This is a genomic window from Nocardiopsis nanhaiensis, from assembly GCF_054778635.1.
This window is the reverse complement of sequence record NZ_BAAGZJ010000100.1, coordinates 1-16618: the sequence shown is the minus strand read 5'-3', so window position 1 is coordinate 16618 and position 16618 is coordinate 1. Positions and strand designations below refer to the sequence as shown.

At 68.1% G+C, this 16618-nt stretch carries 15 protein-coding genes; 6 read left to right on the top strand and 9 right to left on the bottom strand.

Annotated features, from left to right (window positions below; all coding sequences use genetic code 11):
- Window positions 1-123: 123 nt before the first annotated feature.
- From ACYVD1_RS30675 to ACYVD1_RS30655, 5 genes are all read right to left on the bottom strand, one after another.
- Entirely contained in the window at window positions 124-357 is a 234-nt protein-coding gene (locus ACYVD1_RS30675) for a DUF397 domain-containing protein (RefSeq protein WP_460750406.1), read from the bottom strand.
- A 348-nt stretch (window positions 358-705) separates the two neighbouring features.
- Window positions 706-1683: a metal ABC transporter substrate-binding protein gene (locus tag ACYVD1_RS30670; protein ID WP_460777980.1), complete on the bottom strand. Its 978-nt coding sequence runs from the start codon at window positions 1681-1683 to the stop codon at window positions 706-708.
- Between the two features lie 126 nt (window positions 1684-1809).
- The gene (locus ACYVD1_RS30665; protein WP_460777979.1) at window positions 1810-2481 is read right to left on the bottom strand and encodes a potassium channel family protein; all 672 of its coding nucleotides are present in this window, start codon (window positions 2479-2481) and stop codon (window positions 1810-1812) included.
- 65 nt (window positions 2482-2546) lie between these two features.
- Window positions 2547-3920 (bottom strand): TrkH family potassium uptake protein, encoded by a 1374-nt coding sequence (locus ACYVD1_RS30660; RefSeq protein WP_460777978.1) that lies wholly within the window; start codon window positions 3918-3920, stop codon window positions 2547-2549.
- Between the two features lie 145 nt (window positions 3921-4065).
- Window positions 4066-4977: a cation diffusion facilitator family transporter gene (locus tag ACYVD1_RS30655; RefSeq protein ID WP_460777976.1), complete on the bottom strand. Its 912-nt coding sequence runs from the start codon at window positions 4975-4977 to the stop codon at window positions 4066-4068.
- A 119-nt stretch (window positions 4978-5096) separates the two neighbouring features.
- On the opposite strand from ACYVD1_RS30655, the gene cmtR reads away from it, so the two are divergent.
- Window positions 5097-5438, top strand: coding sequence for a Cd(II)/Pb(II)-sensing metalloregulatory transcriptional regulator CmtR (cmtR, locus tag ACYVD1_RS30650; protein ID WP_460750422.1), 342 nt, complete (start codon window positions 5097-5099; stop codon window positions 5436-5438).
- Between the two features lie 662 nt (window positions 5439-6100).
- Window positions 6101-9343, top strand: coding sequence for an efflux RND transporter permease subunit (locus tag ACYVD1_RS30645; RefSeq protein WP_460778000.1), 3243 nt, complete (start codon window positions 6101-6103; stop codon window positions 9341-9343).
- A 365-nt stretch (window positions 9344-9708) separates the two neighbouring features.
- On the opposite strand, the gene ACYVD1_RS30640 is transcribed toward ACYVD1_RS30645, so the two are convergent.
- Together ACYVD1_RS30640 and ACYVD1_RS30635 are read right to left on the bottom strand one after the other, a co-directional pair.
- The gene (locus ACYVD1_RS30640) at window positions 9709-10524 is read right to left on the bottom strand and encodes an SDR family NAD(P)-dependent oxidoreductase (RefSeq protein ID WP_460777975.1); all 816 of its coding nucleotides are present in this window, start codon (window positions 10522-10524) and stop codon (window positions 9709-9711) included.
- Window positions 10525-10606: 82 nt separating this feature from the next.
- A complete protein-coding gene (locus ACYVD1_RS30635; protein ID WP_460777974.1) occupies window positions 10607-11110 on the bottom strand; it encodes a DUF4188 domain-containing protein in 504 nt (167 codons plus the stop codon).
- A 95-nt stretch (window positions 11111-11205) separates the two neighbouring features.
- On the opposite strand from ACYVD1_RS30635, the gene ACYVD1_RS30630 reads away from it, so the two are divergent.
- Together ACYVD1_RS30630 and ACYVD1_RS30625 are read left to right on the top strand one after the other, a co-directional pair.
- Window positions 11206-11862, top strand: a complete 657-nt coding sequence (locus ACYVD1_RS30630; protein ID WP_460777973.1) for a MerR family transcriptional regulator — start codon at window positions 11206-11208, stop codon at window positions 11860-11862.
- A 578-nt stretch (window positions 11863-12440) separates the two neighbouring features.
- Window positions 12441-13646, top strand: a complete 1206-nt coding sequence (locus ACYVD1_RS30625) for an SLAC1 family transporter (protein ID WP_460777972.1) — start codon at window positions 12441-12443, stop codon at window positions 13644-13646.
- 5 nt (window positions 13647-13651) lie between these two features.
- Here the strand turns inward: ACYVD1_RS30625 and ACYVD1_RS30620 are convergent, their stop codons facing one another.
- Entirely contained in the window at window positions 13652-14023 is a 372-nt protein-coding gene (locus ACYVD1_RS30620; RefSeq protein WP_460777971.1) for a hypothetical protein, read from the bottom strand.
- A gap of 158 nt (window positions 14024-14181) precedes the next feature.
- Between ACYVD1_RS30620 and ACYVD1_RS30615 the strand changes: the two genes are divergently transcribed.
- Complete coding sequence (locus ACYVD1_RS30615) at window positions 14182-14346, top strand: hypothetical protein (protein WP_460777969.1); 165 nt, start codon at window positions 14182-14184, stop codon at window positions 14344-14346.
- Window positions 14347-14427: 81 nt separating this feature from the next.
- On the opposite strand, the gene ACYVD1_RS30610 is transcribed toward ACYVD1_RS30615, so the two are convergent.
- Window positions 14428-14877 carry an ATP-binding protein gene (locus tag ACYVD1_RS30610; protein WP_460777968.1) on the bottom strand — a complete coding sequence of 150 codons (450 nt, stop codon included), beginning with the start codon at window positions 14875-14877 and terminating at the stop codon, window positions 14428-14430.
- 652 nt (window positions 14878-15529) lie between these two features.
- Here ACYVD1_RS30610 and ACYVD1_RS30605 point away from each other — a divergent pair.
- The coding region (locus tag ACYVD1_RS30605; protein ID WP_460777967.1) for a family 2 glycosyl transferase at window positions 15530-16618 on the top strand (1089 nt) is incomplete at its 3' end.

The following is a 16618-nucleotide window of genomic DNA, read 5'->3' as shown; positions in this document are numbered from 1 at the left end:
GCCGCGGAGAACGCGCCGCCCCAGGGGCGCGTTCTCCGAGCGGGCTTCGGGACGGTGCCCCGGATCGTGTTTCCCGCGCCGACGCGCGGGCCAGGCGCTCAAGGCCCGGTCGGTGAAGACGCTCTAACCGAGCAGGTTGTCGAAGTCGCCGTCCTTGGCGCCCAGGATGAGGCAGTCGATCTCCTCCTGGGTGTAGACCAGGGCGGGTCCGGTCGGGAAGCGCGAGTTGCGTACGGCGATCGAGCCGTCGTTCAGTCGGGCCATCTCGACACAGGCGCCCTGCGAGTTGCTGCGTTTGGCCTTCTGCCAGGCGGCTTCGGTCAGATCGGTCGCTCGGATGCCGTTGTTTACGGTCATATTCGTCTAGCTCCTTGACGTCAACTGAGGGGACGTGCGTGCTGATGCACTGTCACTTGCACGTGCATCGGCACTGTCACTCTCACGAGCATAGCGTGACGATGGCCACTTGTCTGGGGGTTTGGAAGTATGTAAGCGCCATGTAATCGGAGCCTCGCTCACCGGCTCATCCGACCTCTCATCGTCCCTGTTCAGAGGGGGTTCGAACGGCCTTAAATCGTTCTTGTTCGAAGGCCCTGCGGGCACCTGGCCCGTGGTACGGAAACGGCCCCGCCGACGGGGTCGGCGGGGCCGTGTGCGCGGGTCGGAAAGGCGACCTTCGGGCGCAGTCCGGGGGTGGTTCGGGGGTTACTCGCAGACGAGCGCCGTGGTGAGTGCGTCGAGGTTGCCGCGCATGATCGACGGGTAGTCGTCGCCGGGCGAATCGTCGGTGACGCCCTCGAGCGGGTCGAGTACGTCCACCTCGGCCCCGGTCTCGGCCGCGATGGTGTCCGCTGTGGCGGCGGGCATCAGCGGCTCGGTGAAGATCGTGGTGATGTCGCGCTCGCTGACGATGTCGGTGATCTCCGCGATCTGGGCCGGAGACGGCTCCGTCTCGGGGTCGACCCCGCTGACCCCGATCTGCTCCAGGCCGTAGTGCTCGGTGAGGTAGCTGAAGGCGGTGTGCCCGACGACCACCTCGTTGTGCTCGCAGGAGGCCAGGCTGTCCTCGTAGTCCCCGCCGATGGACGCCAGTTCACCTGTGACCTGTTCGGCCCCCTCCTGGTAGAGGTCGGCGCCGTCGGGGTTGATCTCGGCGAGCTCGTCGGCGAGGGTCTCGGCGGTCTCCGTCATGAGCTCGACGTCGAGCCAGAAGTGGGGGTCGTAGTCGCCGTGGTCGTGGCCGTCGTCCTTGTCCTTGTCCTCGTGGCCATGGTCATCGTCGTGGCCGTGGCCGCCGTCCGCGGGGCGGAGCTCGACGATGTCGGCGACGTTGAGCGCGCTGTCGGAGGCCTCCTGCCCGACCGCCTCGTCGACCGCTGGCTGCAGTCCTTCGACGTAGAAGGCGAGGTCGGCCTCGCTGACCTCGCCGATCTGTCGGCCGGTCAGTTCGAGGTCGTGCGGCTCGGCGCCGGGTTCGGTCAGCTGGATCACGGCGACGCTGTCCCCGCCGATCTCCTGGGCCAGCCATTCCAGGGGGTAGACCCCGGTGACGAGGGTGAGGTCGGCTTCGGCGGGGGAGACCCCGTTGCCGTCTGCCTCACCTCCTCCGTCGCTTCCGCACCCGGAGACGATCATGATGGTCGCGGCGCCGAGGGCGGCGGCTCGCACGGTGGCAGTTCGCATGCACACCATCATCGGGAAAATGAAAACGGTTGTCAATTTGTCCGCTTTGCCTGAGGTGGGCTGATCTTCCCGCCGGGGTGCCTCCAGCCCTTCGGCCCTCCTCCTGTCGCACCTCGGCCACTCCCCTCAGTCGCTCTCCGCGAACCGCTCCACGTCGTCCGTGCGCCCCACCACCACGATGATGTCGCCCTTGTGCAGGACCGTCTCCTGGGTGGCGTACGTGAAGGACGCCCCCACCCGTTTCACCGAAACCACGGTGACCCCGTACTTCTGCCGGACCCCTGTCTCGCGCAGAGTGCGGCCGACCATCGCTTCGGGGGCGCGGGTCTTGCCGAGGGCGAAGCCCGCCTCCAACTCCACGTAGTCCAGAATCCGGCCGGACAGCAGGTGCGCCACCCGCTCGCCCATGTCGTGCTCCGGCAGCACCACGTGGTGGGCACCGACCTGCTCCAGGATCCGACCGTGCCGGCGGCTGGTCGCCTTCGCCCAGATCGTGGACACACCCATGTCCACGAGGAGGGAGGTCGCCAGGATGCTCTCCTCGAGGTGGGTGCCGATCGCCACGACGGCCCGGGCGTACTGGGCCGCGCCGACCTGCCTGAGCGCCTCCTCGTCGGTGGCGTCGGCGACCACGGTGTGGGTGAGCACGTCAGCGTAGGTCTGCACCAGGCGCGGGCTGGAGTCGATGCCCAGGACCTCCCAGCCTTGGCTGATCAGTTCCAGGGCGAGCGAACTGCCGAACCGGCCCAGGCCGATGACCAGGACGCGCCGGTCGTCCGCTCGGTCGCGGTGTGCCATGCGGGTGCCTCCTCAAGGACTGGTGCTGGCGGGTCGGGGGCGGGTGCGCGCGGGCCGGAGTGTGCTCATCCGATGATCGGCCGCGCTTCGGCGAGCTCGTACCGGCGGTGCCGGTCGCGGAAGGCCAGCGCGGTCACGAAGGTGATGGGGCCGATCCGCCCGGCCACCATCAGCACCGCCAACAGGTACTGGTTCCACGGTGCGAGCTCCGGGGTGATGCCGGTGGACAGCCCCACCACGCCGAACGCGGACACTACCTCGAACATGACCGGCATGAGGTCGAACCTGGTGGCGTGCAGCATGAGCAGGGTGGCCCCGGCGACCACCGTCGCGGACAGGAACACCAGGCTCAGTGACTGCCGGATCACCTCGGAGGGCAGCTGCCGCCCGAAGACGTGCACCTTGTCGTGCCCGCGGACCTCAGCGAGCACGACGAGGAAGAGGACGGCGAGGGTGGCGACCTTGATGCCGCCCGCGGTTCCTGCGCTGCCGTTGCCGACGAACATCAGCATGATCGTCACCAGCAGGGTGGAGTCCCGCATCTCGCCGGTGTGCACGGCGTTGAGGCCGCCGCTGCGCGGCATCACCCCCTGGAAGAACCCGTCGGTGATCCGCGCCCACCAGTGCAGCTGGCCGAGGGTGTCCGGGTTGTTCCACTCCATCGCGGTGACCAGCAGGGCACCCGCGGCGAAGAGGACGGCGGTGGTGGTGACGGTGAGCTTGGTGTGCAGGGTCCACCGGTGCGGGCGGCGCAGTTGGCGGCGCAGTTCCAGGAGCACGGGGAAGCCGATCCCGCCGAGGATCATCGCGAAGGCCACGGGGAACAGGATGAACCCGTCGCTGGAGAAGCGCACGAAGCTGTCCTCGTACAGGGACAGTCCGGCGTTGTTGAAGGCCGTGATCGCGTGGAAGAAGCCGGAGTGGACGGCCTGCCAGAAGGAGAGGTCGTAGGCCAGCCACATCCTCGGCGTGATCAGGAGGAAGGTGATGCCTTGGAGGACGAGGAAGACCTTCAGTACACGGCTCACCAGGCCGCGTACGTCGCCGACCCACAGTGTGCGGACCTCGGCCTGCACGTTGAGCTGCATCCGGAGCCCGAAGCGGTGGATCACGGCGGTGCCCAGCAGTGAGGCCAGGGTCATGATCCCCATGCCGCCCGCCTGGACCAGCGCCAGGACCACACCCTGGCCGAACCCGCTGAGGTCGCTCCCGATCGTGATCACGCTGAGCCCGCACACGGACAGTGCCGTGGTCGCGGTGAAGAAGGCCTGTTCGATGGGGAGCCCTTGGCCGTCCGTGGTGGCCAGCGGGGTCGTGAGGAGGGCCGCGCCGACGAGGTCGACGGTGACGAACACCAGGAGGAAGACCCGCGCGGGTTTGTGCCAGGCCCGGGACTCGCGGGCGGTGCGCCATTTCGGTCGCAGGCGGCGGAGTGCCACGGACGCTCCTCGCTCGGGGACCCGAACGATTCTGTCAAAAGGACCCGGGCAGAGCACGGATCCCCGCCGGGCCCATCACCGATGATCTTGCCCCGCCCACTCCGGCCGACGGGGAGTGGGCGGGGGCAAGATCATCCCGGTACCCCTAGGGGTGCCGGGCGCCTTCGTGGTCGGCGTGCCCCGGCGGCTCCAGCTGCAGGGTGGAGTGTTCCACGTCGAAGTGCCCGGTGAGGCATTCGTGCAGTTGGTCGAGCATCATCCCGGTGTCCTGGAGGTCCTCTTCGGCCACCACCACGTGTGCGGACATCACCGGGACGCCGGACGTGATGGTCCAGGCGTGCAGGTCGTGGACGTCGAGGACGGCCGGGTGGTTCAGGAGGTGTTCGCGGACCTCGGCCAGGTCCATCCCCTTGGGGGTGGCCTCAAGCAGGATGTGCACGGCCTCCTTCAGCAGCGACCATGCGCGGGGCACGATGATCGCGGCGATGCCCAGGGAGACGAGGGTGTCGGCCTGCTGCCAGTCGGTGAGCCACACGATCAGGCCGCCCGCGATAACGCCCACGGAGGCGAGTGCGTCACTCATGACCTCCAGGTAGGCGCCCTTGACGTTGAGGCTCTCCTTGGCGCCCGAGCGCAGGATGAACAGTCCCGCGATGTTCATCACCAGGCCGAAGCCCGCGACGGCGACCATGCCGAGCCCGGCGACCTCGGTGGGCTCGCGGAGCCGGTCGACCGCCTCCACCACGATGAACCCGCACAGCACGAAGAGCACGATCGCGTTGACCGCGGCGGCGAGGATCTCTGCGCGCTGGTAGCCGAAGGTGCGTTTGCTGGTGGCGGGTTTCGCGGCGATCCACACGGCGGCCAGGGCCAGGGCGATCCCGAAGGAGTCGGTGACGGTGTGCCCCGCGTCGGCGAGCAGGGCGAGGCTGCCGCTGAAGACGGCACCGATCACCTGGACGGCGGCCACGATGAGCATCATGCCCAGGACCAGCGCCAGCCTCTTCTTGTTGGCGGCTCCGGCGGTGACCGCGCCGTGGTCGTGTCCCGCACCCATCGTTCCCCCTGTGTCTCGGGATGCTGCTCGCGAAATAGTTCAGCCAGCGCTGTCTATACAGCTACCACTGTTTATACAGCCTGTGCTGTCTATACAGCAAACGATGTACAATGATTTTCATGTTGACCTCCGAGCAGCGCCTCGCCGCCATCCAGCGCCTCGGGCGCGCACTGTCCGACCCCACTCGGTGCCGCCTGCTGCTGGCCCTGCTCGAGGGGCCGGACTATCCTGCTGGGCTCGCCGATCGGCTTGGTCTGACCAGGCAGAACGTGTCCAATCACCTTGCCTGCCTTCGCGACTGCGGCTTGGTGTTCACCCACGCCAAGGGGCGCCAGGTCAGCTACGAGCTGGTCGACGCCTCCCTCGCCCATGCTCTGGAGGACCTCCTTCAGGTCGTGTGGGGTACTGCCCAGCCCCACGACCCCCTTGAGGCCCCAGGGGAGCAGTCCCCGGTTGTCTGAGTCATCGCGCCGCGCCGTTACGGAGGGCCGTAACAGACTTCCGCGGGCCCCTGGCCGGTACTCCCGCGGCACGAGGTGTCGCCGTGTCCCCTGGAGGGCGGTCTGGTCACCCCGGGGAGGCGGAGGAGCGCTCTTCGTGCTCACCCCCCGTGTCCTTTTCTAGGGAACCGAAAATGGCGAGTGTGATGTCCGTTACAGGAAAGTGGGCGTTCGAGAGGTGCGAAGGGCCACTTCAGGTGGGGGAATCCCCGACTTGTTGTGAGCGTCCCTAACTTTGGTTGGGTTCGACCCTGACAGAAGGCTGACATGACCCTGAGAGTTCCCTGAACCGGCCAGGATCGACCCAAGTTCCGATATAACGCGACGTATGGTGAATGGTGCGCCCGGCGGATGCCTGCCCCCTTCCGAGGGCCCGCATCCCGCGGATGCACACCGCATCCCCCACCCACGTCCTCTCGGATCGGCACCGAGACCGAGCCAGTGAGTGCGCGTTCGACGGCGAACAGCGCACATCCCGGTCCGGCCGTCCCACACACGGCGAGCTAGGAGCGAGCACCTCTCATGTCCAGACTGGCCACAACGGCCCTTGGGCGACCGAGATCCCCGCACGGGATCGTCACCCACCATGCGGAAGGGACGAACGCGTGAACCGGCTATCGGTCATGTCGCTCGGAAACCGGGCGCTGGTCCTCCTCATCACCTTGGCCGTGCTGTTCTTCGGCGTCTTCGCCGCCGCCTCCGCCAAGCGTGAGCTCTTCCCCGAGATGTCCCTCCCGATGGTGATGGTCTCGGCACAGTACGAAGGCGCGACTCCGCAGGTGGTCGAGGGGCAGCTCACCGAGCCCCTGGAACAGGCCGTGCAGGGTGTGGAGGGCGTCGACTCGATCAACTCCACCTCCAGCACCGGTTCGGCGCAGATCATGGCGGAGTTCGACTACGGCCGCGACCAGGACGCACTGGTCCGCGAGGCGCAGGTCGCCGTCGACCAGATCGACGGGATGCTCCCCGAGGAGGCGGACGTCTCCGTCATGTCCATGAGCATGGACATGATGCCCGTGATGCTCCTCGCCGCCAGCGCCGAGAACGGTGACCAGCAGGCGATGGCCTCCAGCATCGAGAACGTCCTCATCCCCGAACTGGAGTCGGTCGAGGGTGTGCGTTCGGCCGACCTGAGCGGTGTCCCCGAAGAGCGGATCGAGATCACTCCGGACGAGGACGATCTCGAGGACGAGGGTCTCAGCACCCAGGACCTGTCCGACACGCTGGAGTCCAGCGGCCTGCTCATGGCCGGCGGTTCCATCGACGACGACGGCCGCAGCCTGAGTGTCACCACCGGCGAGCAGCTCACCTCCCTCGAGGAGATCGAGGACCTGTGGATCCAGCCCTCGCAGGGTGTGGACGAGTCGGCCGAGATGCCGGGCGCGCCCCCGGCCCCCGCACCCAGCCCGGTACAGATCTCCGAGGTCGCCGAGGTCGGGATGGTGACCGAGGACGCCTCCACCATCGCGCGCCTGGACGGCGACCCCAGTGTCGCCCTCATGATCATGGCGACCCCCGACGGCAACACCGTCGAGGTCTCCGACGGGGTCCAGGACGTGCTCGACCAGCAGTCCGAGCTCCTGGGTGACGACGTCAACCTCACCGTGGTCTTCGACCAGGCGCCCTTCATCGACGACTCGATCACGGACATGTTCGAGGCGGGCGGTTACGGCCTGGCCGCTTCGGTCATCGTGATTCTGGTCTTCCTCCTCTCCATCCGCTCCACCGTTGTGGTGGCGGTGTCCATCCCGGTGTCGGTCCTCGTGGCCTTCATCGGTATGGCGGGCTTCGGCTTCACCCTGAACATGCTCACCCTGGCGGCGATCACCATCGCGATCGGCCGGGTGGTGGACGACTCCATCGTTGTGCTGGAGAACATCCGAAGGCACATGGACTACGGCAAGGAACGGATCACCGCCGTCAAGGACGGTGTCCGCGAGGTCGCCACGGCCGTAGCGACCTCGTCCTTCGCCACGATCGCCGTGTTCCTCCCGCTCGCGTTCGTCGGCGGCATGGTCGGCGAGATCTTCCTGCCTTTCGCCGTGACCAGCAGCCTCGCCCTGGCGGGTTCGCTGCTCGTCGCCCTGACCATCACGCCGGTCCTGTGCTACTGGTTCCTGCGGCCCGCCGAGGTCTCGGGCGCCAGCCGCGAGGAGATCCAGCGCGAGGCCTACCAGCGCGAGATGCGCACCCCGCTGCAGCGCGCCTACCTGCCGGTCATCCGCTGGATCACCACCAAGCGCAAGACCGCCACGGTGGTCACCCTGGCCGCTTCGGTGGCGATCGTGGGCGGCACCGTCGCCATGGCCGCCAACTCCGAGACCGACTGGATGGGCGAGGCCGAGGAGAACACCTACACGGCCATCCAGGAGCTGGAGCCGGGCACGTCCCTGGCCGCGGCGGACGCCGAGGCCGAGGAGGTCGAGGAAGCGCTGGCTGGCATGGCCTGGATCGACACCTACCAGGTCAACGTCGGCGGCAACCCGATGATGGGCGGCGGGGCAGGTGACCAGATCGACTACACGATCACGGCCGACCCGGACACCGACCAGCTGCGCAACCGCGACGTCCTGCGGGACACCTTCGCCGACCTCGACACCGAGCACGAGCCCCGACTGGACGCCATGGGCGGCACGGGCGGCTCCGGTATCGAGGTCCAGGTGACCGCCGAGGACCAGGGCACCCTGGCCGACGCCGCCGGGATCGTCGAGGACGAGCTGCGCGGGATCGACGGCGCGGACGACGTCACCAGTGACATCGCCGAGTCGCAGGCCTCGCTCGAGGTCCACGTCGACGGTGAGGAGGCCGCCGAGCACGGCCTGAGCGAGGCGATGGTCGGCCAGACGGTCACTGCGGCCTTCAACGGAGAGAACGTCGGCGAGGCCACCATCGACGACGTCAGCCGCGACGTGGTCGTCCTGGTCGAGGACGCACCGGAGACCGTGGCGGAGATCGAGGAGCTCCCGCTCATGACGCCCGCCGGCGAGGAGGTCGAGCTCTCCGAGGTCGCCGACGTCTCCGAGGTCGAGCAGCCGCCGGAGCTCACCCGCATCGACGGCGTCACCAGCACCATGGTGTCGGCCAACCCGACCGCATCCGACCTCGGCGCGGTCAGCGCCGAGATCACCGAGGTCCTGGACACGGTCGACCTGCCCTCGGGCGCCACCGCCAGCCTCGGCGGTGTCAGCCAGGAGCAGACGGAGGGCTTCGTCCAGCTGGGCCTGGCGATGCTCGCCGCGATCGTCATCTGCTACCTGATCATGGTCGCGACGTTCAAGAGCCTGATGCAGCCGCTCATGCTGCTCATCTCGGTCCCGTTCGCCGCCACCGGTTCGCTGGGCCTGCTGATGCTGACCGGTACCCCGCTCGGTGCCGCGGCCCTGATCGGCATGCTGATGCTCATCGGCATCGTGATCACCAACGCGATCGTGCTGATGGACCTGATCAACCAGAACCGGAAGAAGGGGATGGATCTCAGCGAGGCGATCGTGGAGGGCTCCAGGCACCGCCTGCGCCCCATCCTGATGACCGCGGTCGGTACCATCGCCGCGCTTGTCCCGATGGCCACGGGCCTGGCCGGCGGTGGAGCGTTCGTCTCCGCCCCCGTCGCCCTCGTGGTGATCGGCGGTCTGGTCACCTCGACCCTTCTGACACTGATCCTGGTCCCGGTCCTCTACCAGCTGGTGGAGGTACGTCGCCAGAAGCGCGAGGCCAAGGCCGAGGCCCGCCACGAACGGCGCCGCGCCAAGCGCCGCGCGAAGGCGGGGGCCAAGGCGTCGAGCAACGGCAGTGTCGCCGAGGGCGAGGCGGGCGAAGTGCCGGAGAAGAAGGACGGCGCGGATTCTGAGGAGCCCGCCAACAAGTAGTCGGCACTCCGCAGTCGGACAAGAGAGGGTGCCCCGTACGGGAAGGTTTCCGCGCGGGGCGCCCTTCGTCGTGCCAGGAGATCAAGGGGCGTTCAGTCCGTCTAGGGCGTGTTCAGCGGACACATACCCTGCTGCGCGTCGCCCCAGCGGCACTGTCACTGCGCATCTCTCAGTCGACAGCCAAACCCGGGCGGGCCCCCGCTGTGCGATGCTGCCGAGCTTGCGAGGCAGTGCACAGTAGGGGAACTCCTTCTTCGGCCTTGTGCCAGCACCACTGGATACGCCCGCCCGTCGCCCGCCACCAACCCTCAACGGACGCCTACGTCGCTGCACCTTCCCGGCGGGCAGCATCCACCGAACACGCCCTAGTTCAGCCCCGCCGGCTGTCCTCCGGACACGGGTACGACCGTTCCATTGACGAAACCGGCGCTCTCGCTGGCGAGCCAGGAGACAGCCGTGCCGACGTCGTTGGGATTTCCGACCCTTCCGAGTGGAATCTCCGACAGCATCGCGTCCAGCGCGCTCTGCTTGTCGATACCGAGCCGGTCTGAGGTGAGCTCGAGTTCGGCCTCACCCATGTCAGTGGAGATGTAGCCCGGTGCCACGGCATTGGTGCGCACGCCCTCAGGTCCGAATTCGTGTGCCAGGAGCCGGGTCAATCCGACGACCGCATGTTTGGCCAGGACGTATCCGCCGTACCCGCCGGCCGCGGCCAGGCCCATGGTCGAGGCGACGTTGACGATCGAGCCGCGGCCCAGCTCCGTCATCCCGGGGATGACCGCGCGGGCCATGCGGACCTGCCCGAGGACGTTGACCTGCCAGGAGGTAGCGAGGTCCTCGTCGGCGAGTTCCAGGAACGGTCCGGCGCCGAGTCCTGTGCCCGCGTTGTTCACCAGCACGTCCACGGTTCCGAACTCGTCGCGCACCTGCTCGATGGCGGCATTGACGGCCTGGCCGTCTGTGACGTCGAGGACGATCGGGATCGACCTTCGGCCGCGCTCGCGTACGAGCTGGGCGGATTCCTCCAGGTCGGTGCGGGCCGGGGCGATGTCGGTGACCACGACATCGGCGCCGGCGTCGGCGAGGGCCAGCGCGATGCCGCGCCCAATTCCTCGGGGGCGACCGGCTCCGGTCACGAGGGCGATGCGGTTGCCAAGGGGTGCTGCTGAGTGGTGCGACATGTGCGGATCCTTGTCTGCTGTCAAGGGTTGTCGATCGGGTTCGCTGCTGTGCCGCCGACCTCGACTGTCAGGCGGCGGGACGTCATTGCGGTGGGCCCTGGGGCAGCTCGGTGGCGCCGTCGGCCAGGCGTGCGCGGGCCCTGTGGTGACGCTTCTCCACGGGCCGGATCTTCGTCGCTCCGGGCAGCCCCATGGGCGGGGTTCCCACGTACATGCTCTCGGCCCGCTCGACGATGAAGGTCTCGTGCCAGATTCCGACCGCTTCGGGGTTCTTTCGCGCCATGGCGTTGAACTTCGTCCAGGCCGGCCGGTGGCTCAGTGACTGGTCGGAGGCGTATGCGTAGAGCCTGTCGATCGATGACCAGTACTGCACGATGTAGGGCCCGTTCTGGTTGATCAGCAGGTCGTAGCCGAGCATCCCGGAGTCCGGGTCATCGGAGAGTTCGGTCAGCATCCCCCGCATGGCGCCCACGACCGGTATCCACAGGTCCGGGCGCCACCACTTGTTGAACCTCGCGCCGATGTGGAACACCACCAGCTCGCCCGTGTGCTCGTGTGTGATCCGACCGGGGATGATCTTGGCCATCTTCGCCCTCCAGTTAGATAGTTATGCTTTCGAAAGTTGCACTATCTAATACTAGGTGTGAGTATCCTCCAAAGCAAGGGGGTGCCAGGATGCTCATGGCGGAGTTGTCTGCCACGTCAGGTGTGCCGGTTTCGACGATCAAGTACTACCTGCGTGAGGGCTTGCTGCCCGAAGGGGTGCGAACGTCGGCCACTCGCGCTACCTACAGCGAAGCGCACATCCAACGGCTCAGGGTCATTCGCGCGCTGGTCGACGCCGGAGTGGGTGTCGCGGGAGTGCGGAAGGTCGTCGCCACGCTGGACGATCCGCCGGACAACCTGTCCGATCTGGTCGGAGCCGCGCACGCGGTGGTCATACCGCAGGGCCAGGGCGATATCGACTTCGCCGACGCGGAAGAACTGGCGCAACGGCTCGGTTGGCAGCCCGGGATGTGCGAGCCCGAGTGCCTGGAGGATGTGGCGAGGTCCCTCGACACCCTGCGCCGGGCCGGGTTCGAGGTCGCTCCGGAAGTGATGACGGCCTACCTGGAGGCGATTCGGATCATCGCGGAAGCCGACGCGGCGAACATACCGGTCGACGGGAACCCAGAGGAGGCAGTTCGGTACGTGGTGCTGGGCACGGCGTTGGCCGAACCCCTGCTCCTCGCCCTACGCCGCATGGCGCAACAGATCTCCACGGTCCAGCGCTTCCCGCCGCACGAGGGATCGGCGTCGACGCCTCCTCGTGAGAGCTCATCGCGTTCGGATGCTTAGGGCGTGTTCGGTGGATGCTGTTCGACCCGGTGGTGAAGCGGAGTCCAGTAGCCACCCCGGGTGATGGTGCTGTTGATGACCTGTGCCGCGACCGCGGTGTTCCTGGTCCCTGACTCCCGCGAGTTCGGATGCCATGACTCCACGAGGAAGGCGCACCGCAGGGCACGGGTGGCCGGTGCCCGCTGTCCCGCGGCGTCGGGTCCCCTCCGGATGGAGCACGGTGTTCGCGGTCGGTGCGTTGCCTGGCCCTCTTGATTTGGATAGTGCCGCGATCTAATCTAGAGGGTGTTGCTATCCAATGCAGGACGGCAATCACGCGCAAGACATCCGGGCGGGCCCGGTGGCGCATCTGCACGGCGGGGCACGCGGTGTTCCGCGGTGGTACGACGGTCGACCCGTGGCGGCGCTCGGGCCTGGGTCCCTGTTCTGCGCACCGTGTGACCGGTGCCGCGCTATCTCGAGTGCAAGAGCTTCAGGTTGCCCAGGTGCGGTCGCCTGTTCGGCTCCAACGGTCCACCCGTAACGATCCGTATCCGCTGCCAAGCAGTCGCACGGCTGCGCGTGTGCGGGCTCGCGGCATGTCGCCCGGCCCGGAGGAGAAGCAACACGAAGGTCGAGCCGTGCCACCGCGCACGAGTGCGCTTGGCTGTCGGTGTCCTCGCGTTGCCCGTGAAAGAACCGATCGCACTGGGGGATCGATGACTGCAGGTACTGCGGGTAGAGAGCGGTCCGCCCTTCCCGGCGCCGGTCGCGGCGCGCGGTTCACGGGTGTGCGGATCGAGTGGTTCTCGATACCCCTTGGTCTGGTCGGGCTCGGCGGCGCCTGGGCCGTCAGCGCCGACCTCATGAAAGCGCCCATATGGGTGGGTGAGGGATTCTATGCTGCATCCGCACTCGTGTGGGTAGTGTTCACCGCTTCCTACGTCCTTGGTGTGGCAACGGGTACAGGAAGCCTCCGTTCAGAGCTGCACCACCCAGTGACCGGTCCGCTCATCACCTACGTGCCCATTGTTCCCCTCCTCCTGGCCGTTCACTACACGGAGCACCTGCCCGGGATCGGCCCGTGGATCATCTGGCCTTCCACCGCGGCCCTGGTCGTGCTGTTCGCGGTGCTGACGGCTCATTGGCTGACCGCGGAACTCGGTGCTGACGCCCTCCACCCCGGCTACATCATGCCGGTGGCGACCGGGCCGTTCATCGCCTCGATCGGCCTGACCAGCCTCGGTCACCCTGCCCTCGCACTGACCACGTTCGGCGGCGCCGTCTTCTTCTGGCTGATCATCGGCTCGTTGATCTTTTCCCGTCTCATCAACGGGACACCTCTCGACCGCGAAGCGCTGCCCGTGCTGTCCGTGCTCGTCGTCACACCCGCGGCCGCCGGAGTGGCCTGGCTAGTCATCCGTGACGGGCAAGTCGACACCTTCACCTGGATCTTCCTGGGTGCCACCGCCATGACAGCCACCACCGTGCTAGCCCTTATCCCCTCGTTGGCTCGCGCTCCCATCACCATGGGTTACTGGGCGTTCGTATTCCCGGCAGCCACGGGAACCAACCTCGTCACGCGCGTCACCCACGCCGTCTCTGCTCCGGTGGCCGATCTCCTGTCCTGGTCGCTCCTGATCGCGGCGACCTTGGTGTTCCTGGGCGTCGTCTCCGCAACACTGGTCGTCGCACCCGTCCGCGCCGCGAGGAGGCGAAGGGCGACGGGTCCGTACGACCGGCGATACCAGGTACAGCCGTCAACAGACCCGGAGTGGAAGGAAGGCGCTGACAGCCGGCCCTGATGGGGTCAGTGCCTGTCCCGCTCCGGGTTCTGTGCCGGGTTCCCGTCCGGGCACTCGGGATCCTCGAAATCATCGTCCGGTGCGGAGGCGAAGAACAGGGACAGGGGGAGGGCGATCAAGACGGGGGTGTAGAACAGGCCGATCGACGCGCTGGCTATGACCACCAGCACCGTCACCAGGGCGGCGCACATCCACACCGCCGGGCGCAGGTAGTGCCACGGAACCGCGAGGGGGACCGCGGCCACGAGAGTGGCCAGGCCGCCCCAAAGCACCACCGGGCCGAGCTGGCCGGTGGAGAGCGTCAGTAGCAGCGTCGCGGTCAGGGAGAGCGCTGGCGCACTGAGAAGGGACAGTCGTCCGCTGTGGATTGTTCGCATCGTCGCTTTCCCATCGGGTCGGCAGTAGTGACACGCCCGGGCGCGTGGGTGGACGGGATCGGCGAAAAGGGCCGGAATACGGGGGATTCGGGACCGTTCCCGTGTGTGACCGGAGTGCCGATTTGTGCTATCCGCGCACTCCAGGCAGGCTGCATCTCATGGATGATTCGAAGAAGAGCTTGGAAGACCTCGTGCGGGACGAACTCGGTGACGAGCCGTCCCAGGAGGCCAAGGACTACGCACGCGAGCTCTACGAGCGCTACAAACTGCCCGCCACCGACGACGACGACAAGCCCGCCGCCCCGGCTGCCTCCGAGGAGTAGAACCGGGGAACGCCCCGACCCGTCGACGCACGGACCATGGCCGGACCGTCCCGTTCAGGGAAGTGTTCAGCGGAACACGACCTAGGGCCGGCCGTCGTCCCACACGAGTTCGAACCACACCTGGCGGCCCCGGCCGTCTCGTCGTGGTTCCGTGCCCCATTTACAGGAGAGCGCCTCGACCAGATCCAGGCCCCGGCCGTGTTCGGCCGTGTCATAGGGGTCCCGGTGCTGGGGTTGGGGTGCTTCCGTCGTGCTGCCGAGGTCCCGGACCTCCACCCGCGCCCAGCCGGGCGCGTGGTGCACGCACACCTCGAACTTTCCGGTGGCACGGCCCGAAGCGCTGTGGGTGACGGCATTGGTCGCGAGTTCGCTGGTCAACAGCGTCGCCGTGGTGGCCTCTGGTGAGTCACCCAACTGGCGGGCGACGAATCTTCGCGCGTAGGCGATCTGGCTGGGCAGGCCAGGGAAGCGTCTGCGCGCCGCACTGGGAGCGGTGTCGGGGCTGTTCGGGATGCTGCTGGACTCTTCCATGGGACTGGCCGGGCGTTGGGGACGGTGGAGAGGGGCCGACGTCGTCCGGGTCCCGCCTGGCGGCGCGGGACTGGCGGCTGGCGCGGATCTGGAAGCTGCGGTCTCACACATGTGGGTTCACTCCCCGGGGATGTGTGTACGAGGGCAGGGCTGAACTGGCGCCTGGCCCTCGAGGCGTCCATGCCCGGTGCGGGTCACGGCGCGGTGTGGACACGCGGTGCGAAGTCCCCTGGAGCAGGGAGGGAAGCCGCTCGGTATCGCTGGGGGTGCGGTACGAGGGTGGCGACGTGCGGTGGTGGAGAAGCCGCGGGGCTTCCCACTGGACTGGGGTGGGGCCGGGGGGAAGGCCGTGGGGGAAGGTCATGTCTGGTGTGGTGTGTGCCCTACGACACTGAAGGGCCTAGTCGCGATCAGCATACGCTCCGTGCCTCCTTGGGGACCCAGTCGACCTCATCCGGACAGACTAACCCTGCCTGAGCTGGATAAAGAGGGTGTCAATCGGGCTGGGAAGCCCGCCCGGGCACGGATATCGGAGAGGATGCGCGCCTCTGAGGAGCCTTCGTCGATGATAACGATTTGGTGAAGGTCGACTGGATTTTACCCGTTTATCCGGTCTTGCGCGTGTCCTGGGTCACCCGACAAGGTGTACGGCATGGCCTCGCCCACCCCCGACCCCCTGCCCATGGGCCACGGTGTCGAGATCGACCGCGCCGTCAGGCTCACCGACGAGGGCCACGTGCTCGTCGGTGGCTCCCCACCGCGTGCCCTGCGCCTTTCGTCGTCCGGTGTCAGTACCGTCATCCGGTGGCTCAGCGGTGCCCGCCCCGAGCACCACAGCGAGCGCGTACTCGCGCGCGAGCTCGTAGAAGCCGGGCTCGCCCACCCGCGTCCGGTCCCCGTAGCACCCGGTGCCGACGTCGGGATCGCCGTCGTGGGACGGTCCACGCCCGGGGAGCTCGCCGTCACGCTGGACCTGATCGCGGCGGAACACCCGCACCTGGAACCGCTCGTGGTCGGTGCCACCGGCCCGGCCGCCCAGGTGGCCCGCCAGCGCGGTCTCCGGGTGGTCAGCGGCCCGCCCGGTGGCTCATCAGGAGGCTCACACAGCGGCCCACAGGCCCGTGCGGTGGCGCTCAGGTCCTGTCCGGCCGAGTTCGTGGCGCTCGTAGAGCCGGGCACGCTGCCCGACCCCGGCTGGCTCGACGCCGCGCTCGGCCACTTCGCCGACCCCGACGTCTCCGCCGTGGTGCCCCGGGTCCTTCCCGCACGCCAGCGCTGCGGCCACCTCGGGATGGCGGTCGCCGCCCTCGCGGCCCTCAGCGCCGACCGGGGCGCCGACCCGGCGCCGATCCTGCCCTGGGGGCACGGACACTACGGACGCGGTCAGCCGGGGCCGCCCAACGAACACCTCTCCCGAGAGCCGGTGGAGCCCGTGTCCGCGCTGATCGTGCGCCGGGGGACCGCCGATATCGACCCGTCCCTGGGGGCTGGGGCAGAGCTGGAGCTGCTGTGGCGGTGGGCCGAGGAGGGCTGGTCGGTGCGGTACGAACCGCGCTGCCGGATCCGGACGCCGATGCCGAGCAAGTTCGGCGCCTACCTCCGCACCCGTTTCGACGCCGGTGCCGCGGCAGGTCCGCTGGCCAGCAGGCAGGGGCGCCTGGCGGCCGGCCCCGAACTCGCTCCGCTCGCCGCGGTGGGCCTGGGGCTGGCGCTGTGCGGCCGTCCGCGGTCGGGCCTGGTG